Here is a 25,716-nt window from a genome sequence, read left to right on the forward strand (position 1 = left end):
CTATTCCTGCCCGCGTCTCCCGAGCGCGGGACCGCGCGGACACTGGCGCGAAAAACCTGCCGCCGCCAGCGCTATTGCCGGCGGGGCAGGCATGATGCACAGGCGGCGCGGGACTGGCTTAGCCAGCCAGATGGGCGTTCTGCGGGAACAGGAATTTCCGGGCCTCGGCATCGAAATCCGCCTTGAAGGCGAACTGGTCCTTCAGCGCGACGGCGCGCTGCGCGGCGGGGCGGGCCGAGATCTCGTCGAGATGGCGCTTCACATGCGGAAACATCTCCGGCCAGGTCTCGCCGACGGCGAAGGAGAGCCGCGTCGCCCAGCCCCAGATCGACATGTCGACCAGCGTGTAGCGGTCGCCCAGCATGTAACGACGGCCAGCGAGCAGGTCGTTGACGATGCCCCAGTGCCGCTCGGCCTCGCGGGCGTAGCGGTTGATGGCATAGGGCAGCTTCTCCGGCGCGAAGCGGCTGAAATGCACCGCCTGGCCGCAATAGGGGCCGATGCCGGTCGCGACGAACATCAGCCAGGACAGCATCTCGCCGCGCGCTTTCGGCGTATCCTCCGGCAGGAACTGCCCGGTCTTCTCGGCGAGATAGAGCAGGATCGCGTTGGAATCGAAGACAGTGACGTCGCCATCGGTCAGGGCTGGCGTCTTGGCATTGGGGTTGATCGCGAGGAAGTCCGGCGTGAACTGCTCGCCCTTGCGGGTGTCGACCGGCACCATCTCGTAGGGCAGGCCGGCCTCTTCCAGGAACAGCGCGATCTTCGCCGGGTTCGGCGAGGGGTGATAGTAGAGCTTGATCATCGGGGTCTCCATGAGCGGCGCGTCAGGCCTGTCTCAGTCCGGCGACATAGGAGACGAGATCGGTCAGCGCGGCAATGGTCGCATCGGCCTGGAAGCCGAGCTGCTCCGGCTGCATCCGGAGCGCCTTGAACATCAGCGTGGGGTCGATCGTCGCAGCGGCAGCAAGCTCGCCGCGCAGCCGGCCGGCCGGCACGCGCTCGATGCGAGCGACATGGAAGCCATGCGCCTTGGCGCCGGCGATGTCGAAGCCGTTGGAAGAAACGAACAGGATCTCGTTTCGAGAGAGGCCGAGCCGCTTCTCGACATGGGCATAGCCGCGCGGATCGGGCTTGTAGACGCCGATCTCGTCGACGCTGATCACGGTTTCCAGGAGGTCGGTGATGCCGGCATGGGCGACGAGCCGCTTGAGCATATCCGGGCTGCCGTTCGAGTAGATGGCGAGGCGGTAGGAGGCGAGGCCTTCGAGCGCGGTGCGGGCCTCGGGATAGAGGGACAACGCATCATAGGCTGTCGCGATCCTGGCCACGAGCTCGGGCGACGGGGCAAGGCCGAGCGTTCTCAGCGTAAAATCGAGCGAGTCGCGGGTGACGGTCCAGAAATCCTCGTAGCGGTCCATCAGGGCGCGCAGCCAGGTGTATTCGAGCTGCTTCAGCCGCCAGACTTGCGTGATTGTCGCGCCATGGCCGGGAAAGGCGGCGTCGGTGACGGCCGCGACCGACTGGACGTCGAAGAGCGTGCCATAGGCATCGAAAACCAGCGCCTTGATCGACATGCGTCTCCTCCGTTGCGGCTTCGTCGCGTTCCCAACCTTCATAACACTCGCATCGGCCGTGTGGCGCATGGTATCCGCACAAGCACCTTTCACCGTTCCAGACAGGTCAAGCCGATGCCGCCTCGCCCCGTGATGCTGATGATCCTCGATGGCTGGGGCTGGCGCGAGGAGAGCCAGAACAACGCCGTCAGGCTGGCGAACACGCCGAATTTCGACCGGCTCTGGGCGGCGGGACCGCATGCCTTCCTGCACACCTCCGGGCTCGATGTCGGGCTGCCGCCCGGGCAGATGGGCAATTCCGAGGTCGGCCACCTCAATCTCGGCGCCGGCCGGGTGGTGATGCAGGACCTGCCGCGCATCAATCAGGCGATCGCCGACGGCTCGATCGCCGGGGCTCTCGAAGCGACCGGCCTCGTCGCCGGGTTGAAGGCGAGCGGCGGCGCCTGCCATCTCCTCGGCCTCGTCTCGCCGGGCGGCGTCCATGCCCACCAGGATCATGCGGTGGCGCTCGCCCGCATCCTGACCGCGCAGGGCGTCACCGTGCATGTCCATGTCTTCACCGACGGGCGCGATACCCCGCCGCAATCGGCCGCGGAGTACGTGAAAGCCTTCGCCGCCGCGCTACCGGCGGGCGCGAGCATCGCCAGCGTTTCCGGCCGCTATTACGCGATGGATCGCGACAATCGCTGGGAGCGGGTCGAGAAAGCCTGGCGCGCCATGGTGCTGGGGGAGGGCGAGCGCTTCGCCGATGCGCAGGCCGCGATCGCCGCGGCTTACGCCGAGAATGTCACCGACGAATTCATCCTGCCGGCGGCGATCGGCGCTTATGCCGGGATGAAGGACGGCGACGGGCTGCTCAGCTTCAATTTCCGCTCGGACCGCATCCGCGAGATCCTCGCCGCCGTGCTGGAACCGGATTTCGCCGGCTTCGCCCGCTCGCGGCGGCCAGTGCTGGTCAAGGCGGTCAGCATGACCTCCTACAGCGCCGAGCTCGACAAGATCATGCCGATGCTGTTCGCAGCCCAGACGCTGGCCAACGGCCTTGGCGAGACCGTCGCCAAGGCCGGGCGCAAGCAGGTCCGCATGGCCGAGACCGAGAAATATCCGCACGTCACCTATTTCTTCAACGGTGGCGAGGAGACGCCCTATGCCGGCGAGGACCGGGTGATGGTGCCCTCGCCCAAGGTCGCGACCTATGACCTGCAGCCGGAGATGTCGGCGCCGGAACTGACGCGCAAAGCAGTCGAGGCGATCGATTCAGGCCGTTACGATCTCGTCGTGCTCAATTTCGCCAATCCCGACATGGTCGGTCATACCGGCGTGCTCGCCGCGGCGATCAAGGCGGTCGAGACGGTCGATGCGGGGCTCGGCGCCATTGCCGAGGCGATCGGGCGGCAGGCTGGCGCGATGCTCGTCACGGCCGACCATGGCAATGCCGAGCTGATGGTCGATCCGGTGACGGGCAAGCCGCATACCGCCCATACCACCAACCCGGTACCATTGATGCTGGTCGGCGGGCAGGCCAAGGGGCTCGCCGACGGACGTCTCGCCGATATCTCGCCGACGCTGCTGGCGCTGATGGGGCTGGCGCAGCCGGCCGAGATGACCGGGCAATCGCTGCTGCGCTGAAAAGCAAAGCGGCGCGGGGGTGCCCGCGCCGCTTCGTGTCTCGATAGGCTGGACGATCAGTACTTGCGCACGACCGGCGGCGGGGCGTAGGCGATCGGCTCACGCTCGACCGGGCCGCAGCAGTTCGGGTCGCCGAAGTTCCAGCGCATGCCGATGCGGAAATCGTGGCTCTCGATGTCCTTGGCCTTGAGCGGAGCCTGGACCTGCCCGGTGAAGGCGTTGATCAGGCGGCCCGACTGGGCATCGCCGAGGTTCAGGTAGCGATAGCCGACTTCCAGGGTCAGGTTCTTGTTCACTTCGTAACCGACGCCGGCCATCAGCGCCCAGGCGAGATCGGTCTTGCTGCCGCTATTGGCATAGCCCAGCGTGGAACCGTTGAAGTTGCCGGTCAGTGAGCCCTGATCGGTCAGCCCGCTGATGCGATTCTGCGAGAAGCCGATGCCGGCGCCGATATAGGGCGTCAGGCAGTTCCAGGTGCCGAGGTCGAAATAGCCGTTGAACAGCGTGACCAGCGAGGTCAGGTTGCCCTTGTAGGTGTTGGTCTGGTTGCCGTTGTTGAACGGGTTGAAGACGATGTCGTTCACGCCGATCTGGCCGGCGCCGCGATATTCGCCGGTGACGTCGAAGCGCAGCCAGTTGTTGAAGCGATAGCCGACGCCGAGCCCGCCGAAGAAGGCGGCGTTGTCGCTCTTGCCGAAGAAGGCGCCGCCGAACTGGGCGACATCGTCCTGGTGATATTTGCCGACGCTCTGGATGCCGACGCCGATATCGCCGCGCAGATAGATGCCGCTCGAGATCGTGCCCTTCAGGCCGAGCGGCTCCGGCGGCGGGGGCGGCGGTGCGTAGGCGAGATCCGCGGCCTGTGCCGCGGCGGAGACGCCGAGGGCCAGGCTGCCCGCCAGCGCGAGAGTTTTCAGGCTGCCCATGGCAGTGTCCTTCGCGTTTGCGCGGCGCAAGAACGCAGCCCGCGCGTGTTACCAACGGGAAGGAACATGCCAGTGATTTCTTAAACGACACTTAACCTTAAGCGCTAACCTTACCGGCGGATGAAGAAAGCTCCGGAGCCCGGCTGGATGCCCGTATAGCGTGGGACTTCACGCCCGAGCGGAGGGAGAAGAGCCTGTCCGCGGTTCGTGCGAGGGCAGGGGCGTTGCCCCGGCGGAGGTGGCGAGCTTGCGGGCCTTGGCTGCCATCGCCTCGAATTCGTTCCGGATCGCTTCGAGCTTGTCCTCGTCGAGCTCCTCCAGATCGAGCAGCTCCTCACGGGCGCCCTCCAGCCGGCAGATCAATTCGTCGAGCTTGATCTGCATCGCCGCGGTGTCGCGGTTCTGGCTGTTCTGGATGATGAAGACCATCAGGAAGGTAACGATCGTCGTCGAGGTGTTGACGACGAGTTGCCAGGTATCGTTGTAGCCGAAGAACGGGCCGGAGAGCGCCCACACGACGATGAGCGCCGCAGCGCCCAGAAAAGTCTGCGGCCGGCCGGCCCAATGCGCGACGGCTTGCGACAGGCGCGTGAACAGCGAGCGGTCGCTCTGCGGCATGCGGCGCTTGGCCATGAAACGATCCCCCTTGGGCCGGTTGAGGCTGTGATGCTCTCAACGCGGCCGGAGTGGCGACCGTTCCCGCTGCGGCGCCTTATGCGGTCAAGCGTTCCGCGTGCCAGGCGATGTGCTGGGCCATGAAGGTCGAGATGAAGTTGTAGGAGTGGTCGTAGCCGTCGCGCATGGTCAGCTGGAGCGGGATACCGGCGGCGGCGCAGGCGACATCCAGAAGCTGCGGGCGCAGGCCTTCCTCGAGGAAGCCGTCGGCGGTGCCCTGGTCGACCAAGAGGTCGCGGACGCGGTGGCCGTCGGCGATCAGCAGGGTCGAGTCATAGGCGCGCCAGCGCGTCTCGTCCGGTCCCAGATATTTCTCGAAGGCCGGGCGCGACCAGCCGGCCGTCGAAGGCTGGGTGATCGGCGCGAAGGCGGAGACGGAACGGTAGCGCTCGGGATTCTTCAGGGCGAGGGTGATCGCGCCATGACCGCCCATGGAATGCCCGAAGATGCCCTGCCGGTTCATGTCGACCGGGAAATGCCTGCCGACCAGCTCCGGCAATTCGTCGCGGATATAGCTCTCCATGCGGTAGTTCTTCGCATAGGGGGCCTCGGTTGCGTCGAGATAGAAGCCGGCGCCGCAGCCGAACTGCCAGTTCTCCGGTTCGTCCGGCACGCCTTCGCCGCGCGGGCTCGTATCCGGGCAGATGATGGCGATGCCGTTGGCGGCCGCTGCGGCGCGGTATTCGCCTTTGTCCATGACGTTCTGGTGCGTACAGGTCAGGCCCGAGAGATACCAGAGCAGCGGAACCGGCCCGTCCTCGATCTGATGCGGCAGGTAGATCGCGAAGTTCATCGGGCAGGCGCAAGCCGCGCTGTCATGCCGATAGACGCGCTGCGAGCCGCCGAAGGCCTTCGAGGACGAGAGGAGTTCCATTGGGCGGGTCCTTCAGAGGTTTGGCACGACGCCTGTCATTCCGGGGCGGCCGAAAGACGAACCCGGAACCCACGACCGGGCAAGCCCTTGCCCGGTCGGTCTATTCAAGCTTCGTACCCGGTCGTGGGTTCCGGGTTCAGCGCTTCGCGCTGCCCCGGAATGACAAAGGTCGTGCTTCAGTGCCCGCCGAATGAGGCGGTGGAACGGCACCTCAGTAGACCACCACGCTCCTGATCGACTTGCCCTCGTGCATCAGGTCGAAGCCGTGGTTGATCTCGTCGAGCGAGAGCTTGTGGGTGATCAGGTCGTCGATGTTGATCTTGCCCTCCATGTACCAGTCGACGATCTTCGGCACATCGGTGCGCCCGCGCGCGCCGCCGAAGGCGGTGCCCTTCCAGACGCGGCCGGTGACGAGCTGGAATGGCCGGGTCGCGATCTCCTTGCCGGCCTCGGCCACGCCGATGACGATCGACTCGCCCCAGCCGCGATGGCAGCACTCCAGCGCCTGGCGCATCACATTGGTGTTGCCGGTGGCATCGAAGGAGAAATCGGCGCCGCCGCCGGTGAGGTCGACGATCGCCTGGACGACCTTGTCGTTGCCGATCTCGGCCGGGTTGATGAAGTCGGTCATGCCGAACTTGCGCGCCATCTCCTGCTTGGCCGGGTTGATGTCGACGCCGATGATCTTGTCGGCGCCGACCATGCGGGCGCCCTGGATGACGTTGAGGCCGATGCCGCCCAGCCCGAAGACCACGACATTCGCGCCCGGCCAGACTTTTGCCGTGTAGATCACCGCGCCGATGCCGGTGGTCACGCCGCAACCGATATAGCAGATCTTGTCGAAGGGCGCGTCCTCGCGGACCTTGGCGAGCGCGATCTCGGGCAGCACGGTGAAGTTCGCGAAGGTCGAGCAGCCCATGTAGTGGAACACTTCACCGCCGTCGCAGGAGAAACGGCTCGTGCCGTCCGGCATCACGCCCTGGCCCTGGGTCGCGCGGATCGAGGTGCAGAGATTGGTCCGGCGCGACAGGCAGGACTTACAGCTCCGGCATTCCGGCGTGTAGAGCGGGATGACGTGGTCGCCGGGCTTCAGGCTGCTCACGCCGGCGCCAACCTCGCGCACGATGCCGGCGCCCTCATGGCCGAGGATCGCCGGGAACTTGCCCTCCGAATCCAGACCCGAGAGCGTGTAGGCGTCGGTATGGCAGATGCCGGTCGCCATCACCTCGACCAGAACCTCGCCAGCCTTGGGGCCGCCGATCTCGATGGTCTCGATGGTGAGGGGCTTGCCGGCTTCCCAGGCGACGGCGGCGCGGGTCTTCATCGGGGGCTTCCTTCCTTGGGGATGTTCATTTCAGATAGGGGCGGATCACCCGCATGATCGCGGCGATCTCGTCATCGTTTCCGGCTTCCACCTGCGCTGCCTCGGCCGGCCGGGCCATGGTCTCGCGCAGGTGGCTTTCGAGCACCTCGGCCATCAATCCGGTCGCGGCGCCGCGCAAGGCGGCGAGTTGCTGCAGCAGGGCGCCGCATTCCTCGCCGCGCTCGACGGCGGCGATCAGGGCGTCAGTCTGCCCCTTGATCCGGCGCAGCCGCGTGACGGCGCGCTTCTTCTCTTCGGGCGTGTGAGGCATGGGCACTGAGGCTCCGGTTGCCGCGACGCTATGGTACTGAGGGGGAGTATGTCAACGCGCAAGGCGAGCCTAAACGAAAAGAGCGGCAGCGTTGCCGCTGCCGCTCTTCCGTCGATGCGCTGTCGAGCAGATTTAGAAGCTGTAGCCGAGCTTCACCTTGACGAGATGCTGGCTGAAATTGGTGAGGTCGAGATTGCCGGGCTCGCCCTTGGCCTTGCCGGAGACCTGGATGTTGTAGGCGGCGGAGAGGGCGAGCTGCTTCGTCGCCTGCCAGAACACGCCGGGGCCGGCGAAGGTCGCGTAGCCCGCCTCCTTCCCGAAGCCGAGCTCGTTATGGGCACGCATATGGCGGACCTCGCCGCTAAGATAGAGCCCCTCCTGCACCTGCCAGGCGAGCGAGCCGGCGATGGTGAAGGTCGATGAGCGCTGATAGGGCGAGGGGCCGGTCCAGGTCAGGTCATGCGAGAGATTGAGCCCGGCGTAGAGCGTGTTCGGGATCAGCGTCTTGTCGGCGAAGAGGCGGATGCCGGTATTGTAGGTGGTGAAGCGGCCGGCGCCGTCCGGATCGGCGCGGTTGACGCTGGGATCGATGACGAGGGTCAGGCCGAGCCCGTGCATGCTCCGCCCGAGCAGCTTGTATTTCATCTCGACGCCGGCGCCGAAGGCGCGCTCGTCGGCGCTGATGCCGCCGATCGAGGCGTTGCTGAAGGAGCCCAGCACATAGGGGCCGATCTCGAAGCAGGGAAACAGACCGTAGGAGCCCTGCAAGGTCAGGCCATGGCCGTTGAAGCTGCCGCCGCGGGTGCCGAAGGCGCCGCCATAGGTCAGGCTCGGGCCGAAGGAGCCGGTATCGGCGACGTCCGAACCGGTGGTGAAGCCGAAGGCGTCGGTCGGGATGCCCTCGCTTTCCGTACAGGCGGAGAGCGTGGGCGGAGGCGCAGCCGGAGCGCCCTTGCGGGAGGGCAGGTCGGCGGCGAAGGCCGTCGTCGTGGCGATGGACATGAACAAGGAGGCGGCGAGGCGAAGAGGAGCGAGGTTCGTCATGGCGCGGTTCCAGTTGCGCGGCGGAAGCAAGCTTCGCCGCGACTCGGGCGGGGCTTCTCCCGTTGCAAGACATGCGCCGCTCCGAGGCCGCAGGCGATAAAAGAGCTATAGCCGTTTCAGCAATCCGGATGGCTGTTGTTGCGCTGCAACAGTCAGGGCGTGGGCAGGTGCGACAGACGCTCCAGGGCACGCGGCGCGATCCCCGCGAGCGCCTCGACCGGTTTCCAGGCGGCGGCGTGCACCTCCTCGACCTGCGCGACGAGCGGGAGGGCCGGATCGGCGAGAAAGAGATATTGCAGGTCGTGATGGATATGGGCCGGCTCGCCGCGGGATGGCTTGCCCGGCACGTCATGGCTGTCGATGGTGAAGGGCAAGTCTGCGCCGCGATGCCAGGGATGCAGGGCGAGGCCCTGCACGCCGGTTTCCTCGATCGCCTCGCGTGCGGCCGAGAGATGGAAATGCTCGGCTTCCTCCCAATGCCCGCCGGGCTGGAGCCAGCGGCCGATCACGACATGGTCGATCAGCAGGACCTGGGCATGATCGGGCGAGAGTACGAAGGCGCTGGTGGTGAGATGGCCGGGAAAGGTGTCACGCCGGTCGAGCGCGTGGCCCTCAGTCATCTGCCAGCGCAGCAGCGCGAGATGCTCGCGCGGGCCCGCGATCTCGGCGCGGTAGCGCTCGACGGCGCGGGTGAGATCGTTGCGGAAATCCATCGGGTTCAACGAGGTTCGAGCGGCAGGCGGTAGGATTCGAAATGCCCGTTCTTCGGGCCGTCATAGCCGATCAGGACCGCGAGACCCTTGCCGTCCTGCGTCAGCACGGTCAGGGATTCCGCCTTGTCGCCGCCGCGAGCCGGCAGATCGCCGAGCGGTGCTGCCGCATCGGGTCTGGCGGGGTCGATCAGCAGCAGTGAGTAGGGCAGGGCCTGTTCCTGCGCCGGCCCCAGCAGCGCGAGCAGGCGGCCATCGGGGAGGGGCGCGAGGTCGCGGATGCCACGATCGGGGCCGGCCGGCAGTTGGAAGACCTGCGGCGCCTCCGTTGCGGGCGCATGGCCCGGCGCGAACAGGGCGTTCAGCGAGGCGCCGACGAGGAAGCCGCGATTGCCGAGGGAGGGCGCGCGCAGACCGGCCCAGAGCGTGTCGCCGGTGACCGCGATGCCTTCGACATTCAGGCCGTTATCGTCCATCAGGCCGCGTCCGAAGAAGGCGCCCGCTGGACCGGCGGCGCGCAGCATGTCGCTCAGGCGATAGGTCAGTTCGACCTTGCCGGCGGCGGTGCCTTCGACATCGACCTTGATCCGGGCAAGGTGGAAGGCCGAGAGGCGGAATTCGCCGCGCTTGCGCGAACAGCCATGCGAGCCTGCGACATAGAAGGCGCCCTCGGCATAGGCGACGGCCTCGCCGTCGAGTTCGGCGAAGCGGCCGGGCATCTTGCAGATACCTTGCGGCGGTTGGCCAAGGGTGTCGGGCGCGGCCTCGGCGCCGATGATGGGCACGGTCGCGTCCGGCGTGATGCGGTTCTCGGCGATGCGGGCGAACTGGGCGAAGGAGCCCTCGTCATTGATCAGCAGGCAGCGCTGGGTGCCGTTGGCGGCCGGCATGCAGGCGAGGCCGCTGACATCGCGCGCCGGCTTGCCGGGCTTCTTGCCGGAGAAGTCACCGAGCGTCCTGAAGCGCTGTTCCGGCGCGAGCGTCGCCGCCTGGGCGAGGGGGCCGGCGAGCGTAGCGGCGGCGAGGAGCATGACGAAGAGGGGGTAGCGCATCAGGCGAATCCGGAGGAAGAGGCGCGGATTGAGCGCGAGCGGCAGGAGGATGTCAAAGCGCTGCGGCGCGATCCCTATGGGATCTTGATGATCCTGCCCTTTGCCTCGTCTCGAACGGCTATGGCGCCGTCCCTAGCTTGTCCGGGCGGTCCTGGAAGACCGCTCGGGAAACAGGATGATGTTCAGTATTCCTCGCAAATCCTTTGGCGGTCCGCTCCAGTTCCTCGTCGGGCGCGACGTGGAAGGCCATTGGCTGGCCGTCGAGACGCATGGCCGCGGCGGCGGCATCTTCTGCGATCGCAGTGCCGCGCTGCGCTATGCCGTCTTCGAGACCGGGCACCGGGCTCGCGCGGTCCGTATGACCGCGAAGACGCTCTCGCTGCTCTGAGGCGCGCCATGAACCACTGGCTTCACGGCATGTTCACCGCGCTGGTCACGCCTTTCGACGAGGACGCGATCGATTACGGCGCGCTGGAACGCCTCATTCTCTGGCAGATCGCGCAGGGCGCCGACGGCATCGTGGTCGGCACCGCCACAGGTGAGAGCCCGACGCTGAGCGGGTCCGAGCGGGAGGCGCTCTGCGCCGCCGCCCGCCGCATCGCCGGTCGGCATTACCCGGTGATCGCCGCTGTCGGCAGCTATTCGACTGCCGGGACCGTTGCGGAAATCGCCGCCGCCGAGAAGGTCGGCGCCTCGGCCCTGCTGTTGCGCATGCCCTATTACAACCGGCCGACGCAGGCGGGCCTGGCGGCCCATGCGCTGGCGGCGGCGCAGGCGACCGGCCTCGAAATCATCCTCGACAACGATCCGGATCGCTGCGGCGTCGAGATCGCGCCGGAGACGCTGGAGCAGCTGGAAGGGGCGCCGAATATCGTCGGCATCCTGGAGCGGCGGGGCGACCTCGTTCGCTGCGACCGGATTGCCCGCGTCCGCGACCGCCGTTTCATGCGCTTGACCGGCGCGGCGGACACCATCCCTGCCTATCTGCTCGCCGGCGGCTGCGGGGCGATCACCAGCGTCGGCAATCTTGCGCCGCATTGGCTGGCGCGGATGGACAGCGCGGCGCGCTCCGAGTTCTACGGGCAGGCGCAGATCCTGCAGCGGCGGCTGGTCCCGTTGCTCGACCTGCTCGCGCGGGAGCCCGACCCCGTCCTGATCAAGCTCGCTCTGTCGATGCTGCATCCGGAGGTCGGCGCAACCTGCCGCGCGCCGCTCGCGCCGCCGCGGCCGGACATCGTGCCCCTGCTTTGCGACGCCATCGAGGACCTGCCGCACCCGCTTGCCGGCATGGCGATGAAGGCAGCGCGCAACGGGCCCGCGGTAGCTGCCCGCCGCGCCTGAATCCGTAGCAGCGCGGCTGTGTCCACCGCGAACCGGATGGAGGTTTCAATGACCACGATCGGGACCTATCGCCGTCGCCGGGAGGCGATCTACCGACATGTCCGCAGGCCATCGGCCGGTGGCTGGAAGGCTGACCTGCTGCACCTGTTCGGCTCGGTCGTCCTGCTCGCCATCCTGATCGGCGGACGGGTCTGGTGGCATCTGCATTGACTGCGCAAAAAGAAAGGGCGCCGCGATGGCGCGACGCCCTTCCGATGTCATCGGTCCGAACCGAACCGAGCTCAGGCGAGCTTGGCGTAGGCCGGCACGGTGAGGAAATCCTCGAAGTTCGGCGCCAGCGACAGGGTCTCGAACAGCGCGATCGCCTCGGGGAAGCGACCCTTGGCATAGTTCTCCGCGCCGAGTTCGCCCTTCACGCGCTCCATCTCCTCGGGCAGGCAGCGCTTGAACAGCGCCGCATCGGCTGTGATGCCGCCTTCGAGCGCAACGCCGTACTGGACGAACTGCCAGATCTGGGCGCGGCTGATCTCGGCGGTCGCAGCGTCCTCCATCATGTTGTAGATCGGAACCGCGCCACGGCCGCGCAGCCAGGCCTCGATATACTGGACGCCGACGCGGATGTTCTCGCGGAAGCCTTCCTCGGTGCGCGTGCCCTGATGGACTTCCAGCAGGTCCTTGGCGCCGATCGAGACGTCGTCGCGCTTCTTGTCGAGCTGGTTGGCCTGCGGCATCAGCCGGTCGAAGACCTCCATCGCGACCGGGACGAGATCCGGGTGAGCGACCCAGGTGCCGTCATGGCCGTCGCCGGCCTCGCGCTCCTTGTCGGCCTTGACCTTGGCGAAGGCGGCGGCATTGGCCTCGGGGTTGTTCTTGACCGGGATCTGCGCCGCCATGCCGCCCATCGCGAAGGCGCCGCGCTTGTGGCAGGTCTTGATCAGCAGCAGCGAATAGGCGCGCAGGAAGACCTTGGACATCACGACCTGCGAGCGATCCGGCAGGACATAGGCCTTGTTGCGAGCGAGCTTCTTGATGAAGGAGAAGATGTAGTCCCAGCGGCCGCAATTGAGGCCGGCCATGTGCTCGCGCAATTCGTAGAGGATCTCGTCCATCTCGAAGGCGGCGGGCAGGGTCTCGATCAGGACGGTTGCCTTGATCGTGCCGTTCTTCAGGCCGAGCGCCGACTGGGCGGCGACGAAGACGTCGTTCCAGAGCCGGGCCTCGAGGTGGCTCTCCAGCTTCGGCAGGTAGAAATACGGGCCGGAGCCGGCGGCCAGCGCCGCCTTGGCGTTATGGAAGACATAGAGGCCGAAATCGACCAGGGAGCCCGAGGCCTCCTCTCCATCGATGACGATGTGCCGCTCCGGCAGATGCCAGCCGCGCGGGCGGATGATCAGGACGGCGGGCTTGGCCTTGAGCTTGTAGTCCTTGCCGTTCGTGGGATCGGTGAAGTCGATCTTGTTCGCCCAGCGGTCGCGGAGATTGATCTGGCCTTCGATCATGTTGGCCCAGACCGGCGAGGACGCATCCTCGAAATCGGCCATGAAGACCTTGGCGCCGGAGTTCAGCGCGTTGACGATCATCTTGCGATCGACCGGGCCGGTGATCTCGACGCGGCGGTCGAGGAGGTCGGCCGGGATCGGTGCGACGGTCCAGTCGCCTTCGCGGATATGCCGGGTCTCGGCGAGGAAATCGGGCGTCTCGCCGGCGTCGAAGCGCTTCTGACGCTCCGTACGCAGGGCCAGCAGGCGCTTGCGCGTCTCGTTGAAGCGGCGATGCAGGTCGGCGACGAAGCCGAGCGCCTCGGTGCTGAGAATCTGCTCGAAGCCCGGCTGCAGGGCGCCCTTGACGACGACGCCGGCCGGCAGGGCGAGTGTGGGGGTGTCCGACATGAATGGTCCTCCGATCAGGTTGGGACCATCATTCCGCGAAAGCACACTTTGCAAAATCCGGAAAAAATGACGATCACTTGTTCAAATTTTGAATGAATTTCCGTTCGCGGGTAAGGGCCGTCAAAATGCCCGTGAAAGTTGTGTTGCGCGCGCGGTGAACGCATAATGACGTAACGGCAGTGCGTTTCGATTCAAAATGTGCAGATAGGCCCGACTTCCGCAAATCGGTTTCAGCAATTCGTAAGTTCCGGCCGCCAACGCTTCCGGGGTCGAATGCGGCAATCCGGCCCTGGATGAAACCAATGATGAAGATCGGCTCACTGCCTGAGATGTTCAGGCGCTTCCGCCGGGATCAACGCGGCAACGTGATGATGCTGTTCGGGCTGGTGCTCGTGCCGCTGATGGGCGTCGTCGGCGTGGCGATCGACTATTCCCGCGCCAGCAATACCCGGCAGGCGCTCAATGCGGCGATCGATTCCGCGGCGCTGATGGCGGCCCGCGATGCCCAGAAGCTGACGGACGGGGAGCTCAGGACGCGCATCGACGCCTGGATCCGCGACAACCTGCCCCCCGATGTGAAAGGCGAGTTCGAAAGTGCGGCGGTGACGATCGATCGCACGGCGCGGACGATCAAGATCGAGGCCAAGGCGATTGTGCCGACCACGATCTCCCGCGTGCTCGGCACTAGCCAACTGCCGGTGGGTACGAACAGCGAGTCGACCTGGGGAACCAACAAGATCGAGCTCGCGCTGGTGCTCGATAATACCGGCTCGATGTCTTCGTCCGGCAAGATGACGGCGCTGAAGCAGGCCTCCAAGGATCTCATCAAGATTATGCAGGATGCGGCGATCGATCCCGAACAGATCAAGATCTCGATCGTGCCGTTCAACACCCAGGTCCGGATCGACCGCGGCCTCAAAAACGAGAACTGGATTCGCTACGGCATGACGCGAAAGGTCAATTGCGACCGGTGGGGCAATAACTGCACCACCGAGACGCTGACCAAGACCGTATGGGCCCAGAGCCACGGCTGTATCGCCGACCGCGATCAGAGTTACGATGTCAGCGATGCCGGTTCCTATTCGGCCAGCGCCCAGCAATATCCGGCGACCTGGTGCGGCCAGACCTCGCTCGCGGAGGTCCTGCCGCTGACTGCGGACTGGGCGGCGCTCAATGCCCGCGTCGACACGATGACGCCGGTCGGCAACACCAACGTCACGATCGGTGCAGTCTGGGGCTGGGCCACGCTGTCGCCGGCGGCCCCGTTCACGCAGGCGAAGCCTTCGACCGAGCCGATGCTGAAGAAATACATGATCTTGCTGACCGACGGCGACAATACCGAGAATCGCTTCACAAAGGTCGGCAACGAGATCGATGCCCGCACGACGCTCGCCTGCACGGGGGTCAAGGCGGCGGGAATCAGCCTCTACACGATCCGCGTCATCGACGGCGACGCGACGCTGCTGAAGAACTGCGCCACGCGGCCGGAGATGTATTACGACGTCAAGAACGCCTCGCAGCTCAGCCCGATCTTCAAGGCGATCGCCAGCGAGATCAGCGCGGTGCGCCTGACGCAGTAAGTTCAACCTCCGCCGAGCGCGGCGAAGCGCGCCAGGAAGCGCGCCTGCGCCGCCTCGGTGTCGAGCGGGTCGAGCCAGGACAGAACTTCGGCCGGCAGCGCCTGCGGCCGGCCGAAGAATTTCAGGGCCTCCTCGCGGCCGAAGCCGGCCAGCCGCGTCGCCTCGAAGAAGGCGGCAATCGTGTCGGCCTCCTTGATCTTCTTCTTCAAGGCCGACGGCGTCGCGGCCGGCAGGCCGAAGCGCAGGTGGATCGCCGCCAGCAGCCGCAGTTCCACGCTCTTGTAGGCGTCGCCCATCACCACCTTGAACGGCGAGATCATGTCGCCGATGACGTATTCCGGCGCGTCGTGCAGCAATGCCATCAGATGATAGCCCTGGTCCCAGTCCGGATTGAGATGGGCGGCGATCGCCTCGACCAATAGCGAATGCTGCGCGACCGAGAAGGAATGGGCGCCGTGCGTCTGCCCGTTCCAGCGGGCGACGCGGGCGAGGCCATGGGCGATGTCCTCGATCTCGATGTCGAGCGGCGAGGGATCGAGCAGGTCGAGCCTGCGGCCCGAGAGCATGCGTTGCCAGGCGCGCGGCGGTTCTGGCTTGCGGGCCATCAGGCGGCGGGGCGCGAGTCGCGGGCGAGCGCGGCGCATTCGCTCCAGCGGAAGCAGCCGGTGAGGTGGTCATTGACCAGCCCGCAGGCCTCCATGAAGGCATAGACGATGGTCGGGCCGCAGAAGGTGAAGCCGGCCTTCTTGAGCTCCTTCGAGACGGTCTCGGAGAGTTTCGTCTGGGTTGGGACCTCTCCCTGAGCGCGATAGCTGTTCTGCAGCACGCGGCCGTCGAGATGCTTCCAGAGGAAATCGGCGAAGGGCTCGCGCTCGCTCAGCCTGAGATAGGCCTGCGCGCTCTTGATCGTGCCCTCGATCTTGCCGCGGTGGCGGATGATGCCGGGATCGGCGAGCAGGCGCTGGACATCGGCCTCGGTGAAGCGGGCGACGGCCTCCGGTTCGAAACCCGCGAAGCCGGTGCGGAAGGCATCGCGCTTCCTGAGGATGGTGATCCAGGAGAGACCAGCCTGGAAGCCGTCGAGGATCAGCTTCTCCCAGAGCGCGCGGGAATCATATTCCGGCACGCCCCATTCGGTGTCGTGATAGGCGATGTAGAGCGGATCGGTGCCCGGCCAGCGGCAGCGGAACTTGCCGTCTGCGCCCTGGATCGCGATGCGTTCTTCGCTGACGATGACGGTGTCGCTCACAGGGCGGCTCCTGCGACGGCACCGAAATCGGGCTCGCCGGGGAAGGGGAAGCGGATGAAGTCCGGCTTTTCCGCGAGATGGAAGGCGAGCCCGCCGCCGAGCGGCGTTTGTCCCGCGGCGAGCGCGTCGGCCAACCGGTCGAGCCGGAGCATGGCGAGGGCACGGCCATTGGCGCCCGAGCCGATATGGCCGAGTTGCTTGCTGCCGGCCGTGGCCTCGGCACCGGTCTCGGTCGCGATGCCCTCGTCGAAGACGACGGGTACGACGCGGGTGCGGGCGGTGCCGCGATGCTGCATGCGGGAGACGACCTCCTGCCCGATATAGCAGCCCTTCCTGAAGGAGACGCCGCCGAGCTGGTCGAGCAGCGCTTCATGCGGGAAGGTGTCGCCATAAGCGAAGTCACGCCCGCCGGCGGGAATGCCGAGCGCGATGCGGCGGGCGTGATAGGCCTCCGGCTCGGCGGTGACCAGTGCCTCGATGCCCTCGACATCGGCAATGGCACGCTGGCCGAGCGCCGGCAGGCGCGGGTCGTCATAGACGAAACCGGCATCAGCAGGCAGGGAAGCGCCATCAGCCGAGGCGATGACAGCGGTCTTCTCTGTGAGGTCGTCGAGCGTCACCTTGGCGCGCAGCTTGTAGAGCTTCAGGCGTTTCATCAGGTCGGCGGTCTGGAGCAAGGGGGTGTCGATGAGGAAGCCGCCGCCATCCTCCGGCGCCAGCGCGAGGATGAAGAAATCGCAGATCATCTTGCCCTGTGGCGTCAGCAGCGCGCCATAGCCGGCCTGCCCGGGCACGACCGGATCGAGATCGTTGGTCACGAGGTTCTGCAGGAAATCGCGCGCGTCGTCGCCGCTGACGCGAATGACGCCGCGATCGATCAATCGGGTTGCGGACATGGGTAGCCGTTCCAGTTCTGATGTCGGACGAGGCTCCTCGGCCGAATCGAGATGATGTCGCCACCCGAAAGCTGTTTGGGCTTCCGGGACGGCGCGTTGGCCGATAGGTAGGCTGCATCCCGTCTTTGCTCAACCTTTCGGAGACCTGTCATGCCCCAGACCTACGATGTCATCCTCAAGGGCGGTACGGTGGTGAACCAGGACGGTCGCGTGGCGCGCGATGTCGGCGTCACCGGCGGCAAGATCATGGCGCTGGGCGATCTCTCGCAGGCGTCGGCGGGCGAGGTGGTCGACTGCACGGGCCTGCACATCCTGCCCGGCGTGATCGACTCTCAGGTGCATTTCCGCGAGCCCGGGCTCGATCACAAGGAGGACCTGGAGAGCGGCTCGCGCTCGGCCGCGCTCGGCGGCGTGACCTGCGTCTTCGAGATGCCGAACACGATTCCGCAGACGGTGACGCCGGAGGCGCTGGCCGACAAGGTGAAGCGCGGGCGCCATCGGATGCATTGCGATTTCGCCTTCTGGGTCGGCGGAACGCATGAGAACGCGCATGATGTCGCCGAGCTGGAGCGGCTTCCCGGCGCCGCCGGGATCAAGGTGTTCATGGGTTCCTCGACCGGCGACCTGCTGGTCGAGGACGACAAGGGCGTCGCCGAGATCCTGAAGCGGACGCGCCGGCGCGCCGCCTTCCATTCCGAAGACGAGGGGATGCTGCGCGAGCGCATGCCCCTGCGCGTCGAGGGCGATCCGTCGAGCCATCCGGTCTGGCGCTCGCCCGAGGTGGCGCTGACCTGCACCAAGCGGCTGGTGCGGATCGCGCGCGAGACCGGCGCGCGCGTCCATATCCTGCACATCTCCACGGCTGAGGAGATGGTCTTCCTGAAAGACCACAAGGATGTCGCGACCGTCGAGGTGCTGCCGAACCATCTGACGCTGGTCGCGCCGGATTGCTACGAGCGGCTCGGCACCTACGCCCAGATGAACCCGCCGATCCGCGACGACAGCCATCGCCAGCGCATCTGGTGGGGCGTGGAGCAAGGCATCGTCGATGTGCTCGGCTCCGACCATGCGCCCCATACCCATGAGGAGAAGCACCATCCCTATCCGGCGAGCCATTCCGGCATGCCGGGCGTGCAGACGCTGGTGCCGATCATGCTCGACCATGTGAATGCCGGCAGGCTGACGCTGGAGCGCTTCGTCGATCTCAGCAGCGCCGGGCCGCAGCGCATCTTCGGGCTGGAAGGCAAGGGCCGGATCGCGGTCGGCTACGATGCCGATTTCACCATCGTCGACCTCAAGCGCCGCGAGACGATCACCAAGGAATGGAGCGCCTCGAAATGCGGCTGGACGCCCTATGACGGCGTCACCGTCACCGGCTGGCCGGTCGGCACCTTCGTGCGCGGGCTCAAGGTGATGTGGGAGGGCGAATTGACGAACCCCTCGCAGGGAGAACCGGCCCGCTTCCTGGAGGCGCTGCCGCGCGGCGTTTGAAACGGATCGGTGCCGCCCCCGCGTTAGGCTTCGGATGAGCGCGCGGGCGACTCCGCAAAAAAATCGAAAAAAGATTCTCGGCGCTGTCGATTTGAGCCGCGCCCGTTCGACGTGCAGTCAGAGAACGGGTTTCGGCGGTCCACGCCGGAGCCGCCCGGTTCTCCCAAACCCAAGGAGAAGACCGATGCGTGTGATGGTTCTGGTCAAGGCGGACAAGGACAGCGAAGCCGGCATCATGCCGAGCGGGGATATCCTCACCAAGATGGGGGCCTATAACGAGGAGCTGGTGAAGGCTGGCGTCATGCTGGCCGGCGATGGCCTGCATCCGAGTTCGAAGGGTATCCGCATGCGCTTCTCGGGCAGCGAGCGGGTGATCACGGACGGGCCCTTCGCCGAGGCCAAGGAGCTGCTCTGCGGCTTCTGGATCTGGCAGGTGAAGTCCTTCGACGAGGCGGTCGAGTGGCTCAAGCGCGCCCCCTTCGACGGCGGCACCGAGATCGAGCTGCGCCGCATCTTCGAGATGGAGGATTTCGGCGAGGCCCTGACGCCGGAATTGCGCGCGCAGGAAGAGCGCATTCAGGCCGGCGCGGCGAAGCTCGCCGGCTGAGCGATCAACTCTCGAAACCAATCCCCCGGAAGGCGCGCGGCCAGGCTCCGGCGCTTCCGCTCAAGGAGAAAACCGATGCGTTTCATGGTGATGGTCAAGGCAACCAAGGACAGCGAAGCCGGCGCGCCGCCGACCCGCGAACTGCTCGAGGCGATGATGGCCTATAACGAGGAGCTGGTGAAAGCCGGCATCATGAAGGGCGGCGATGGCCTGCAGCCCAGCTCGAAGGGCGTGCGCGTGCAGTTCGACGGCGCCAAGCGCTCCGTCGTCGACGGCCCCTTCGCCGAGACCAAGGAACTCGTCGCCGGCTACTGGCTGTGGGAATGCGCCTCGCTCGACGAGGCGATCGCCTGGGTCAAGCGCTGCCCCAACCCGATGCCCGGTCCGTCCGAGATCGAGATCCGGCCGTTCTTCGAGCTGGCCGATTTCGGCGAGATCGTCACGCCGGAGGCCGCGGCAGCCTGGGATCGGCTCAAGGCCGAGGCCGGCGGCCAGGGCTGAACCATCGGCGTCTCGTCCGAGCCGCTTGCCAGCCTGTATGCTGATGGTGTGTATCGCTTCCCATGTCGGGCAGCGATGCACACCGCACCATCGAGACGGTCTGGCGCATGGAGTCGCCCCGGCTGATCGCGGGGCTTGCGCGCCTGACGCGGGATGTCGGCCGGGCCGAGGAGCTGGCGCAGGACGCGCTGGTCGCGGCGCTGAAGCAGTGGCCCGAAGAGGGCGTGCCGCGCAATCCGGCGGCCTGGCTGATGCAGGTCGCCAAGCATCGCGCGCTCGACACCGCCCGCCACGAGATCATGGCCCGGCGCAAGCAGGATGAGATCGGCCGCGACATCGAGAGCGAAGGGCCAGCGATGCCCGATCTCGACGAGGCGCTCGACGACGAGGTCGGTGACGACCTGCTCCGATTGATCTTCACGGCTTGCCATCCTGTCCTGCCCAAGGAGGCGCGGATCGCGCTGACCTTGCGCCTGCTCGGAGGCCTGACCACCGACGAGATCGCGCGCGCCTTCCTCGTGCCGGAGCCGACGATGGCGCAGCGCATCGTCAGGGCGAAGAAGACGCTGAGCGAGGCGAAGGTGCCCTATGAAGTTCCGGCCGGTGCCGAGCTCGGCGAGCGCCTCGCCTCGGTGCTGGAGGTGGTCTATCTCATCTTCAACGAGGGCTATGCCGCGACCGCCGGTGAGGACTGGGTCAGGCCGGGGCTTTGCGAGGAGGCATTGAGGCTCGGGCGCATCCTGGCGGCGCGGGCGTCTGACGAGCCCGAGGTCCACGGCCTCGTCGCCCTGATGGAATTGCAGGCCTCGCGATTCCGGGCGCGCGTCGGCCCCGATGGCGAGCCGATCCTGCTGCTCGACCAGAACCGCGCCCGCTGGGATCGCCTGCTGATCGGGCGCGGGCTTGCGGCGCTGGAACGGGCGCAGCAGCTCGCAGGCGTGGTGCCGGGGCCTTATCTGCTGCAGGCGGCGCTCGCGGCCTGCCATGCCCGCGCCCGAACGGCCGAGGAAACCGACTGGAAGCGGATCGTCGCCCTCTACACGGTTCTGGGGCAGGTGACGCCGTCGCCGGTCGTGGAACTCAACCGTGCCGTGGCGGTCAGCATGGCGGACGGACCGGCGGCCGGGCTCGCGCTGGTCGAGGCGCTCGCCGGAGAGCCGGCGCTCAAGCGCTACCACCTGCTGCCGGGCGTGCGCGGCGATCTGCTCGCCAAGCTCGGCCGCCATCAGGAGGCGGCGGAAGCTTTCGAGCATGCGGTCGCGCTGACGCAGAACGCCAGGGAGCGGGCGCTGATGGAGGAACGGGCTGCGAAGGAGCGAGCTGCCGATTCATGACGCCGGCCTTGCCTCACGGCCCTGGTGCCGCGACCCCGTCGCATTCCGTTGCAACTCTGTTCATGGCGGCGTCTATAAGGGATGTCGCATCCTGACATGCCTGGAACGAGAGCCTACATGAGCGATAGCGTGAGTCCCCTGGCCGGCAAGCGGCTTGAGCCCGGCCAACTTGTCGACGTGGCAGCCCTCACAAAAGCCTATTACGATGAGCCCGATCCCGCGCAGCGTTCGCAGCAAGTCGCCTTCGGCACATCCGGCCATCGCGGCTCGGCGCTGCTGCGCTCGTTCAACGAGGCGCATATCCTCGGGATCGCGCAGGCGATCTGCCTCTATCGCCGCGAGCAGGGGATCGACGGGCCGCTCTTCCTCGGCATCGACACGCATGCGCTCTCGCGCAACGCCTTCGAGACGGTGCTGGAGGTCTTCGCGGCCAATGGCGTCGCCACGATCATCGACGAGAAGCTCGGCTTCACGCCGACTCCGGTGATCTCGCATGCGATCATCGCGCATAACCGTGGCCGCTCGGCCGGGCTCGCCGACGGCGTCGTGATCTCGCCCTCGCATAACCCGCCGGCCGATGGCGGCCTGAAGTACAATCCCCCGCATGGCGGGCCGGCCGATACCGACGCGACCGGCTGGATCGAGAAGCGCGCCAACGCCTTCCTCGCCGACAAGCTCGCAGGGGTCCTGCGCATGCCCTACGACAAGGCGCTGAAGAGCGAGCATGTCCACCGGCACGACTACATCACCGGCTATGTCGCCGACCTCGCCAGCGTCGTCGACATGGAGGCGATCCGGCAGGCCGGCGTCGTGATCGGCATCGATCCGCTCGGCGGGGCGGGGCTCGACTACTACCAGCCGATCATCGACCGCTACGGGCTGAACGCCACGATCGTCAGCAAGGAGGTCGATCCGGCCTTCGGCTTCATGACCGCCGACTGGGACGGCAAGATCCGGATGGACTGCTCCTCGCCCTATGCGATGGCGAGCCTGATCGGCATGCGCGACCGCTTCGACGTCGCCTTCGCCAACGATACCGATGCCGATCGGCACGGCATCGTGACGCGCAGCAGCGGGCTGATGAACCCGAACCATTATCTCGCGGCGGCGAGCGCCTATCTCTTCGCCAACCGGCCAGGCTGGCGCGCGGATGCCGCGATCGGCAAGACGGCGGTGTCGAGCGCGATCATCGATCGCGCTGCGAACAAGCTCGGGCGGAAACTCGTCGAGGTTCCCGTCGGCTTCAAATGGTTCGTCGACGGGCTGATCTCGGGCAGCTTCGGCTTCGCGGGCGAGGAGAGCGCCGGCGCCTCCTTCCTGCGCATGGATGGCACGGCCTGGACCACCGACAAGGACGGCATCATCCTCGGCCTGCTCGCCGCCGAGATCACCGCCAAGACCGGCAGCGATCCGGGCGTGCTCTACGGCAAGCTGACGGCGGAGCTGGGCGAGCCCCGCTATGCGCGCGTCGATGCGCCGGCGAGCGCCAGCCAGAAGGCGGTTCTGAAGAACCTCTCGGCCGAGCAGATCGCCACGAAGGAGCTGGCAGGCCAGCCGATCACGGCGATCCTGAGCAACGCTCCGGGCAACGGCGCGCCGATCGGCGGGGTCAAGGTCACGGCGGCGGATGGCTGGTTCGCGGCGCGCCCGTCGGGCACCGAGGAGGTCTACAAGATCTATGCCGAGAGCTTCCGCGACGAGGCGCATCTCGCCGCGATCCAGGAGGATGCGCGGCGGATCGTCGGGCAGGCCTTCGCGGCGGCCGGGGCCGCCTGAGGCGGGCTCGCCTGCCTTGTCGAGAGAGGTGCGCGACGCTCTATGACAGCGTCGGCCACGGCCACGGCCGCGACGGCGCGCGCATCTCCTCGAAGGCGCGGGCGAGCCGCAGCACGCCGATATCGTCGAAGGACTGGCCGATGATCTGGAGACCGATCGGCAGGCCGCCACTGGAATAGCCGCAATTGATCGACACGGCAGGCTGTCCGCCCATATTGGCCGAAACCGTGAAGGCGATATGCTCGAACGGCCGCTGCGGGTCGTTGAGCGGCGAGGCCCATTCGGCCGGATAGGACGGCTCCGGCGCGGTCGGCGAGATGATGAAATCGACGTCCTTGAGCGCGCCGTGGAGCGCGTTGCGCATCGCGTCGATCTGGGCGAAGCCGGTATAGACATCGCCCCCCGAGAAGTCCTTGGCGGTCACGATCCAATTGAAGATGTAGGGCAGGATCCTGGCTTGCTGCTCGGGCGGGAGGCGCGCGACGTCCTCATAACCCCGCGCCCGCCAGAAGCGGTCGAGACCGTCGATCATGGCGCGCGTCAGGAACGGGGCGATCGGCACGATCGTCGCGCCGGCATCGGTGAGCAACGCAGCAGCACTTTGCACGGCCGCGAGCGTCTCGTCGCCGACGGCCTGGCCGAAGCCCGCCTCCAGCCACAGGCCGATCTTCAGGCCCTTCACCGAGCCAGCGAGGTTGAGCCAGTCGATCTCCTGATAGGGCAGGGCCATCGTGTCGCGCCGGTCCGGCCTGGTCAGCACCGACATGTAGAGCGCGGTATCGGCCACCGTGCGCGTCATCGGCCCGGCGGCGCGCCCGATGAAGGGCGGATCGATCGGCAGACGCCCGGCGGACGGCTTCAGGCCGACGAGGCCGCACCAGCCGGCCGGCAAACGGATCGAGCCGCCGATATCGGTGCCGATATGCAGCGGGCCGTAGCCGGCGGCGGCCGCAGCCCCGGCGCCGGCACTGGACCCGCCGGGATTGGTCGAGAGATCCCAGGGATTGCGCGCCAGCTTGTGGAAGCTCGACAGGCCGGAGGAGAGCATGCCGTAATCGGGCATGGTGGTCTTGGCGAAGATGACGCCGCCCGCTTCCCGCGTGCGGGCTGCCGGGGGCGCATCGGCTGCCGCCGGCACGAGCGTCGTTGCCGCGGTGCCAAGCGGCACCGGCGTCCCCTTCGTCGCGATGTTCTCCTTGATCGTGACGGGCACGCCGTCGATCGCGCCGAGCGGTTCGCCTTTCATCCAGCGCGCCTCGGATTCACGCGCGCTCGTGCGGGCCGCGTCGGGATCGTAGGCCCAGAGCGCGTTGAGGCGCGGCTCCCACGCATCGATGCGCGCGATGACGGCGTCGATCACCTCGACAGGCGAGAGCCTGCGAGCGCGATAGGCTTCGACGAGAGCGACGGCGGTCAGGTCGGCAAGTTCGGTCATGCAGTGGCTCTCGTCATATCCAGTCTTCCCGCGGGGCAGAGCCTCGCGGAAGCACTCTAGCCGTGAAAGATCGAGATCGTCTTCATGCTGGCGAAGCCATAAAGGGCCTCGAAACCCTTCTCGCGGCCATGGCCGGATTTCTTGACGCCGCCGAAGGGCAATTCGACGCCGCCGCCGGCCCCGTAATTGTTGATGAAGACCTGCCCGGCCTGCGCGGCGCGGGCCATGCGCAATTGCCGACCGCCATCGTTCGTCCAGATGCCGCAGACCAGCCCGTAGGGCGTGCCGTTGGCGAGCGCCAGCGCCTCCTCCTCGCTGTCGAAGGGCATGATCACCTGCACCGGGCCGAAGATCTCCTCCTGCGCCAGCCGGTGGTCGGGCGGGACGTCGCGCAGCAGGGTCGGCGCGACATAGGCGCCGTCCGCCGGCGCGTCCGGAACGATGGTCCCTTGTGCCGCGACCGTCAGGCCGTCCTTGCGGGCGACGCCGAGGAAGTCTTCGATGATCGCCTTCTGGCGCTGCGAGACGACCGGGCCGACGGAGAGATCGGACTCGGCCGGTCCGACCTTGAGAGCCCGGTACTTCTCGCTCATGCGGGCGATGACATCTTCGTAGACCGAGCGCTCGACGAGGATGCGCGACGAGGCCGAGCAGGTCTGACCGGCATTCTGGATGCCGGCATTGACGAGGAAGGGCACGGCGCGGTCGAGATCGGCATCCGCGAAGACCACCTGGGCCGATTTGCCGCCGAGTTCGAGCGTCACCGGCACGGCATTCTTCGCCGCGGCCGTCTGCACCATCTCGCCCGTCCGAGCCGAGCCGGTGAAGGAGATGTGGTTGATGTCCGTGTGCTCGGAAAGGGCTGCGCCGGCCTCGGCGCCGAAGCCCGTGACGATGTTCAGCGCGCCGGCCGGCAGACCTTCCTCCTGCGCGATCCGCGCGAATTCGAGAATGGTCAGGCAGGCTTCCTCGGCCGGCTTGACGACGGCGGCATTGCCCATGGCCAGCGCCGCGCCGAGGCTGCGGCCAAGGATCTGCATGGGGTAGTTCCACGGGATGATATGCCCGGTGACGCCATGCGGTTCGTAGATCGTCAGGACGGTGAAGCCGTTCTGGTAGGGAATGGTGTCGCCATGCACCTTGTCGGCGGAGGCGCCGTAGAACTCGAGATAGCGCGCGAGCGCGACGACATCGGCCCGCGCCTGCGTCAGCGGCTTGCCGACATCGCGCGCCTCGATCTCGGTCAGAAGGTCGATGTTCTTGAGTACGCCGGCCCCGATCCGAGTCAGGATGCGCCCGCGCTCGGTCGCGGTCAGGCGGCCCCATTCGCCGGACAGCGCCTGCCGGGCGGCGCGAACCGCGAGATCAACATCCTCGCGCCTGCCGCGCGCGAGCCTTGCCAGCTCCTCACCGGTCGACGGATTCCGAACGGCGATATGCTCGCCATCCACGGCATCGCGCCATTCGTTCGCGATGAAATTGCGGTAGGTCTTCAC

At 66.9% G+C, this 25,716-nt stretch carries 26 protein-coding genes; 10 read left to right on the plus strand and 16 right to left on the minus strand.

Features of this window, described 5'->3' with window-relative positions; all coding sequences use genetic code 11:
* Nucleotides 1-118: 118 nt before the first annotated feature.
* Together BLQ70_RS11570 and BLQ70_RS11575 are read right to left on the minus strand one after the other, a co-directional pair.
* Complete coding sequence (locus BLQ70_RS11570) at nucleotides 119-805, minus strand: glutathione S-transferase family protein (protein ID WP_091857152.1); 687 nt, start codon at nucleotides 803-805, stop codon at nucleotides 119-121.
* Between the two features lie 22 nt (nucleotides 806-827).
* The gene (locus tag BLQ70_RS11575) at nucleotides 828-1,577 is read right to left on the minus strand and encodes a haloacid dehalogenase type II (RefSeq protein ID WP_091857060.1); all 750 of its coding nucleotides are present in this window, start codon (nucleotides 1,575-1,577) and stop codon (nucleotides 828-830) included.
* Nucleotides 1,578-1,691: 114 nt separating this feature from the next.
* Between BLQ70_RS11575 and gpmI the strand changes: the two genes are divergently transcribed.
* Complete coding sequence (gpmI, locus tag BLQ70_RS11580) at nucleotides 1,692-3,206, plus strand: 2,3-bisphosphoglycerate-independent phosphoglycerate mutase (protein ID WP_210184274.1); 1,515 nt, start codon at nucleotides 1,692-1,694, stop codon at nucleotides 3,204-3,206.
* A 56-nt stretch (nucleotides 3,207-3,262) separates the two neighbouring features.
* Here the strand turns inward: gpmI and BLQ70_RS11585 are convergent, their stop codons facing one another.
* The 8 genes from BLQ70_RS11585 to BLQ70_RS11620 form a co-directional block, all read right to left on the minus strand.
* The gene (locus BLQ70_RS11585) at nucleotides 3,263-4,132 is read right to left on the minus strand and encodes an outer membrane protein (RefSeq protein ID WP_061969797.1); all 870 of its coding nucleotides are present in this window, start codon (nucleotides 4,130-4,132) and stop codon (nucleotides 3,263-3,265) included.
* Between the two features lie 168 nt (nucleotides 4,133-4,300).
* Nucleotides 4,301-4,765, minus strand: coding sequence for a low affinity iron permease family protein (locus BLQ70_RS11590; RefSeq protein WP_091857062.1), 465 nt, complete (start codon nucleotides 4,763-4,765; stop codon nucleotides 4,301-4,303).
* Nucleotides 4,766-4,844: 79 nt separating this feature from the next.
* Nucleotides 4,845-5,681 carry an S-formylglutathione hydrolase gene (gene fghA, locus BLQ70_RS11595; RefSeq protein ID WP_061969795.1) on the minus strand — a complete coding sequence of 279 codons (837 nt, stop codon included), beginning with the start codon at nucleotides 5,679-5,681 and terminating at the stop codon, nucleotides 4,845-4,847.
* 211 nt (nucleotides 5,682-5,892) lie between these two features.
* Nucleotides 5,893-7,005 carry an S-(hydroxymethyl)glutathione dehydrogenase/class III alcohol dehydrogenase gene (locus tag BLQ70_RS11600; RefSeq protein WP_091857063.1) on the minus strand — a complete coding sequence of 371 codons (1,113 nt, stop codon included), beginning with the start codon at nucleotides 7,003-7,005 and terminating at the stop codon, nucleotides 5,893-5,895.
* Between the two features lie 25 nt (nucleotides 7,006-7,030).
* Nucleotides 7,031-7,315: a metal-sensing transcriptional repressor gene (locus BLQ70_RS11605; protein WP_091857064.1), complete on the minus strand. Its 285-nt coding sequence runs from the start codon at nucleotides 7,313-7,315 to the stop codon at nucleotides 7,031-7,033.
* A gap of 132 nt (nucleotides 7,316-7,447) precedes the next feature.
* Nucleotides 7,448-8,359 (minus strand): hypothetical protein, encoded by a 912-nt coding sequence (locus BLQ70_RS11610; RefSeq protein WP_061969789.1) that lies wholly within the window; start codon nucleotides 8,357-8,359, stop codon nucleotides 7,448-7,450.
* 152 nt (nucleotides 8,360-8,511) lie between these two features.
* Nucleotides 8,512-9,072: an NUDIX hydrolase gene (locus tag BLQ70_RS11615; protein WP_091857066.1), complete on the minus strand. Its 561-nt coding sequence runs from the start codon at nucleotides 9,070-9,072 to the stop codon at nucleotides 8,512-8,514.
* Between the two features lie 5 nt (nucleotides 9,073-9,077).
* Nucleotides 9,078-10,121, minus strand: coding sequence for a DUF3616 domain-containing protein (locus tag BLQ70_RS11620; protein WP_091857067.1), 1,044 nt, complete (start codon nucleotides 10,119-10,121; stop codon nucleotides 9,078-9,080).
* Between the two features lie 178 nt (nucleotides 10,122-10,299).
* Between BLQ70_RS11620 and BLQ70_RS11625 the strand changes: the two genes are divergently transcribed.
* Genes BLQ70_RS11625 through BLQ70_RS25615 form a run of 3 tightly spaced genes read left to right on the plus strand, consistent with a single transcriptional unit; the run spans nucleotide 10,300 to nucleotide 11,672 of the window.
* Entirely contained in the window at nucleotides 10,300-10,509 is a 210-nt protein-coding gene (locus tag BLQ70_RS11625; protein WP_244492920.1) for a hypothetical protein, read from the plus strand.
* 8 nt (nucleotides 10,510-10,517) lie between these two features.
* Nucleotides 10,518-11,462: a dihydrodipicolinate synthase family protein gene (locus tag BLQ70_RS11630; protein ID WP_091857068.1), complete on the plus strand. Its 945-nt coding sequence runs from the start codon at nucleotides 10,518-10,520 to the stop codon at nucleotides 11,460-11,462.
* A gap of 48 nt (nucleotides 11,463-11,510) precedes the next feature.
* Nucleotides 11,511-11,672 (plus strand): hypothetical protein, encoded by a 162-nt coding sequence (locus tag BLQ70_RS25615; RefSeq protein WP_156407168.1) that lies wholly within the window; start codon nucleotides 11,511-11,513, stop codon nucleotides 11,670-11,672.
* 71 nt (nucleotides 11,673-11,743) lie between these two features.
* Here the strand turns inward: BLQ70_RS25615 and aceB are convergent, their stop codons facing one another.
* Nucleotides 11,744-13,351 carry a malate synthase A gene (aceB, locus tag BLQ70_RS11635; protein WP_091857069.1) on the minus strand — a complete coding sequence of 536 codons (1,608 nt, stop codon included), beginning with the start codon at nucleotides 13,349-13,351 and terminating at the stop codon, nucleotides 11,744-11,746.
* Between the two features lie 302 nt (nucleotides 13,352-13,653).
* On the opposite strand from aceB, the gene BLQ70_RS11640 reads away from it, so the two are divergent.
* The gene (locus BLQ70_RS11640; RefSeq protein ID WP_170843381.1) at nucleotides 13,654-14,931 is read left to right on the plus strand and encodes a TadE/TadG family type IV pilus assembly protein; all 1,278 of its coding nucleotides are present in this window, start codon (nucleotides 13,654-13,656) and stop codon (nucleotides 14,929-14,931) included.
* Nucleotides 14,932-14,933: 2 nt separating this feature from the next.
* On the opposite strand, the gene BLQ70_RS11645 is transcribed toward BLQ70_RS11640, so the two are convergent.
* From BLQ70_RS11645 to ygfZ, 3 genes are read right to left on the minus strand one after another with little or no spacing between them, the layout of a single operon-like run.
* Complete coding sequence (locus BLQ70_RS11645; RefSeq protein WP_091857154.1) at nucleotides 14,934-15,536, minus strand: YfbR-like 5'-deoxynucleotidase; 603 nt, start codon at nucleotides 15,534-15,536, stop codon at nucleotides 14,934-14,936.
* Nucleotides 15,536-16,165, minus strand: coding sequence for a DNA-3-methyladenine glycosylase I (locus BLQ70_RS11650; protein WP_210184283.1), 630 nt, complete (start codon nucleotides 16,163-16,165; stop codon nucleotides 15,536-15,538). The genes BLQ70_RS11645 and BLQ70_RS11650 overlap by 1 nt, the downstream gene beginning before the upstream one ends.
* 11 nt (nucleotides 16,166-16,176) lie before the next feature.
* Nucleotides 16,177-17,076, minus strand: a complete 900-nt coding sequence (ygfZ, locus tag BLQ70_RS11655; RefSeq protein WP_091857071.1) for a CAF17-like 4Fe-4S cluster assembly/insertion protein YgfZ — start codon at nucleotides 17,074-17,076, stop codon at nucleotides 16,177-16,179.
* A gap of 150 nt (nucleotides 17,077-17,226) precedes the next feature.
* Here ygfZ and BLQ70_RS11660 point away from each other — a divergent pair, with 150 nt between their 5' ends.
* The 5 genes from BLQ70_RS11660 (at nucleotide 17,227) to pgm (ending at nucleotide 22,785) form a co-directional block, all read left to right on the plus strand.
* The gene (locus tag BLQ70_RS11660; protein ID WP_091857072.1) at nucleotides 17,227-18,567 is read left to right on the plus strand and encodes a dihydroorotase; all 1,341 of its coding nucleotides are present in this window, start codon (nucleotides 17,227-17,229) and stop codon (nucleotides 18,565-18,567) included.
* Nucleotides 18,568-18,751: 184 nt separating this feature from the next.
* Nucleotides 18,752-19,174: a YciI family protein gene (locus BLQ70_RS11665; RefSeq protein WP_061969770.1), complete on the plus strand. Its 423-nt coding sequence runs from the start codon at nucleotides 18,752-18,754 to the stop codon at nucleotides 19,172-19,174.
* Between the two features lie 75 nt (nucleotides 19,175-19,249).
* A complete protein-coding gene (locus BLQ70_RS11670; protein WP_061969768.1) occupies nucleotides 19,250-19,675 on the plus strand; it encodes a YciI family protein in 426 nt (141 codons plus the stop codon).
* Between the two features lie 62 nt (nucleotides 19,676-19,737).
* Nucleotides 19,738-21,009 carry an RNA polymerase sigma factor gene (locus tag BLQ70_RS11675; RefSeq protein WP_091857073.1) on the plus strand — a complete coding sequence of 424 codons (1,272 nt, stop codon included), beginning with the start codon at nucleotides 19,738-19,740 and terminating at the stop codon, nucleotides 21,007-21,009.
* Nucleotides 21,010-21,126: 117 nt separating this feature from the next.
* A complete protein-coding gene (gene pgm / locus BLQ70_RS11680; RefSeq protein WP_091857074.1) occupies nucleotides 21,127-22,785 on the plus strand; it encodes a phosphoglucomutase (alpha-D-glucose-1,6-bisphosphate-dependent) in 1,659 nt (552 codons plus the stop codon).
* Nucleotides 22,786-22,825: 40 nt separating this feature from the next.
* Here the strand turns inward: pgm and BLQ70_RS11685 are convergent, their stop codons facing one another.
* Both BLQ70_RS11685 and BLQ70_RS11690 read right to left on the minus strand, forming a co-directional pair.
* Entirely contained in the window at nucleotides 22,826-24,220 is a 1,395-nt protein-coding gene (locus BLQ70_RS11685) for an amidase (RefSeq protein ID WP_091857075.1), read from the minus strand.
* Nucleotides 24,221-24,276: 56 nt separating this feature from the next.
* Complete coding sequence (locus BLQ70_RS11690) at nucleotides 24,277-25,716, minus strand: aldehyde dehydrogenase family protein (RefSeq protein ID WP_244511987.1); 1,440 nt, start codon at nucleotides 25,714-25,716, stop codon at nucleotides 24,277-24,279.

The organism is Allobosea robiniae, assembly GCF_900102525.1.
In the GTDB taxonomy this organism is placed as follows: Bacteria; Pseudomonadota; Alphaproteobacteria; order Rhizobiales; family Beijerinckiaceae; genus Allobosea; species Allobosea robiniae.

Bases quoted from the DNA above. Each gene is read 5' to 3' on its own strand.
- BLQ70_RS11590 (WP_091857062.1), bottom strand. From the start codon at position 4,765: ATGGCCAAGCGCCGCATGCCGCAGAGCGACCGCTCGCTGTTCACGCGC.
- BLQ70_RS11640 (WP_170843381.1), top strand. From the start codon at position 13,654: ATGATGAAGATCGGCTCACTGCCTGAGATGTTCAGGCGCTTCCGCCGG.
- pgm (WP_091857074.1), top strand. From the start codon at position 21,127: ATGAGCGATAGCGTGAGTCCCCTGGCCGGCAAGCGGCTTGAGCCCGGC.
- gpmI (WP_210184274.1), top strand. From the start codon at position 1,692: ATGCCGCCTCGCCCCGTGATGCTGATGATCCTCGATGGCTGGGGCTGG.
- BLQ70_RS11645 (WP_091857154.1), bottom strand. From the start codon at position 15,536: ATGGCCCGCAAGCCAGAACCGCCGCGCGCCTGGCAACGCATGCTCTCG.
- BLQ70_RS11620 (WP_091857067.1), bottom strand. From the start codon at position 10,121: ATGCGCTACCCCCTCTTCGTCATGCTCCTCGCCGCCGCTACGCTCGCC.
- BLQ70_RS11575 (WP_091857060.1), bottom strand. From the start codon at position 1,577: ATGTCGATCAAGGCGCTGGTTTTCGATGCCTATGGCACGCTCTTCGAC.
- BLQ70_RS11585 (WP_061969797.1), bottom strand. From the start codon at position 4,132: ATGGGCAGCCTGAAAACTCTCGCGCTGGCGGGCAGCCTGGCCCTCGGC.
- BLQ70_RS11670 (WP_061969768.1), top strand. From the start codon at position 19,250: ATGCGTTTCATGGTGATGGTCAAGGCAACCAAGGACAGCGAAGCCGGC.
- BLQ70_RS11610 (WP_061969789.1), bottom strand. From the start codon at position 8,359: ATGACGAACCTCGCTCCTCTTCGCCTCGCCGCCTCCTTGTTCATGTCC.
- BLQ70_RS11625 (WP_244492920.1), top strand. From the start codon at position 10,300: ATGTTCAGTATTCCTCGCAAATCCTTTGGCGGTCCGCTCCAGTTCCTC.
- BLQ70_RS11630 (WP_091857068.1), top strand. From the start codon at position 10,518: ATGAACCACTGGCTTCACGGCATGTTCACCGCGCTGGTCACGCCTTTC.
- BLQ70_RS11600 (WP_091857063.1), bottom strand. From the start codon at position 7,005: ATGAAGACCCGCGCCGCCGTCGCCTGGGAAGCCGGCAAGCCCCTCACC.
- BLQ70_RS11665 (WP_061969770.1), top strand. From the start codon at position 18,752: ATGCGTGTGATGGTTCTGGTCAAGGCGGACAAGGACAGCGAAGCCGGC.
- aceB (WP_091857069.1), bottom strand. From the start codon at position 13,351: ATGTCGGACACCCCCACACTCGCCCTGCCGGCCGGCGTCGTCGTCAAG.
- BLQ70_RS11615 (WP_091857066.1), bottom strand. From the start codon at position 9,072: ATGGATTTCCGCAACGATCTCACCCGCGCCGTCGAGCGCTACCGCGCC.
- BLQ70_RS11570 (WP_091857152.1), bottom strand. From the start codon at position 805: ATGATCAAGCTCTACTATCACCCCTCGCCGAACCCGGCGAAGATCGCG.
- BLQ70_RS25615 (WP_156407168.1), top strand. From the start codon at position 11,511: ATGACCACGATCGGGACCTATCGCCGTCGCCGGGAGGCGATCTACCGA.
- BLQ70_RS11660 (WP_091857072.1), top strand. From the start codon at position 17,227: ATGCCCCAGACCTACGATGTCATCCTCAAGGGCGGTACGGTGGTGAAC.
- BLQ70_RS11675 (WP_091857073.1), top strand. From the start codon at position 19,738: ATGTCGGGCAGCGATGCACACCGCACCATCGAGACGGTCTGGCGCATG.
- ygfZ (WP_091857071.1), bottom strand. From the start codon at position 17,076: ATGTCCGCAACCCGATTGATCGATCGCGGCGTCATTCGCGTCAGCGGC.
- BLQ70_RS11685 (WP_091857075.1), bottom strand. From the start codon at position 24,220: ATGACCGAACTTGCCGACCTGACCGCCGTCGCTCTCGTCGAAGCCTAT.
- BLQ70_RS11605 (WP_091857064.1), bottom strand. From the start codon at position 7,315: ATGCCTCACACGCCCGAAGAGAAGAAGCGCGCCGTCACGCGGCTGCGC.
- fghA (WP_061969795.1), bottom strand. From the start codon at position 5,681: ATGGAACTCCTCTCGTCCTCGAAGGCCTTCGGCGGCTCGCAGCGCGTC.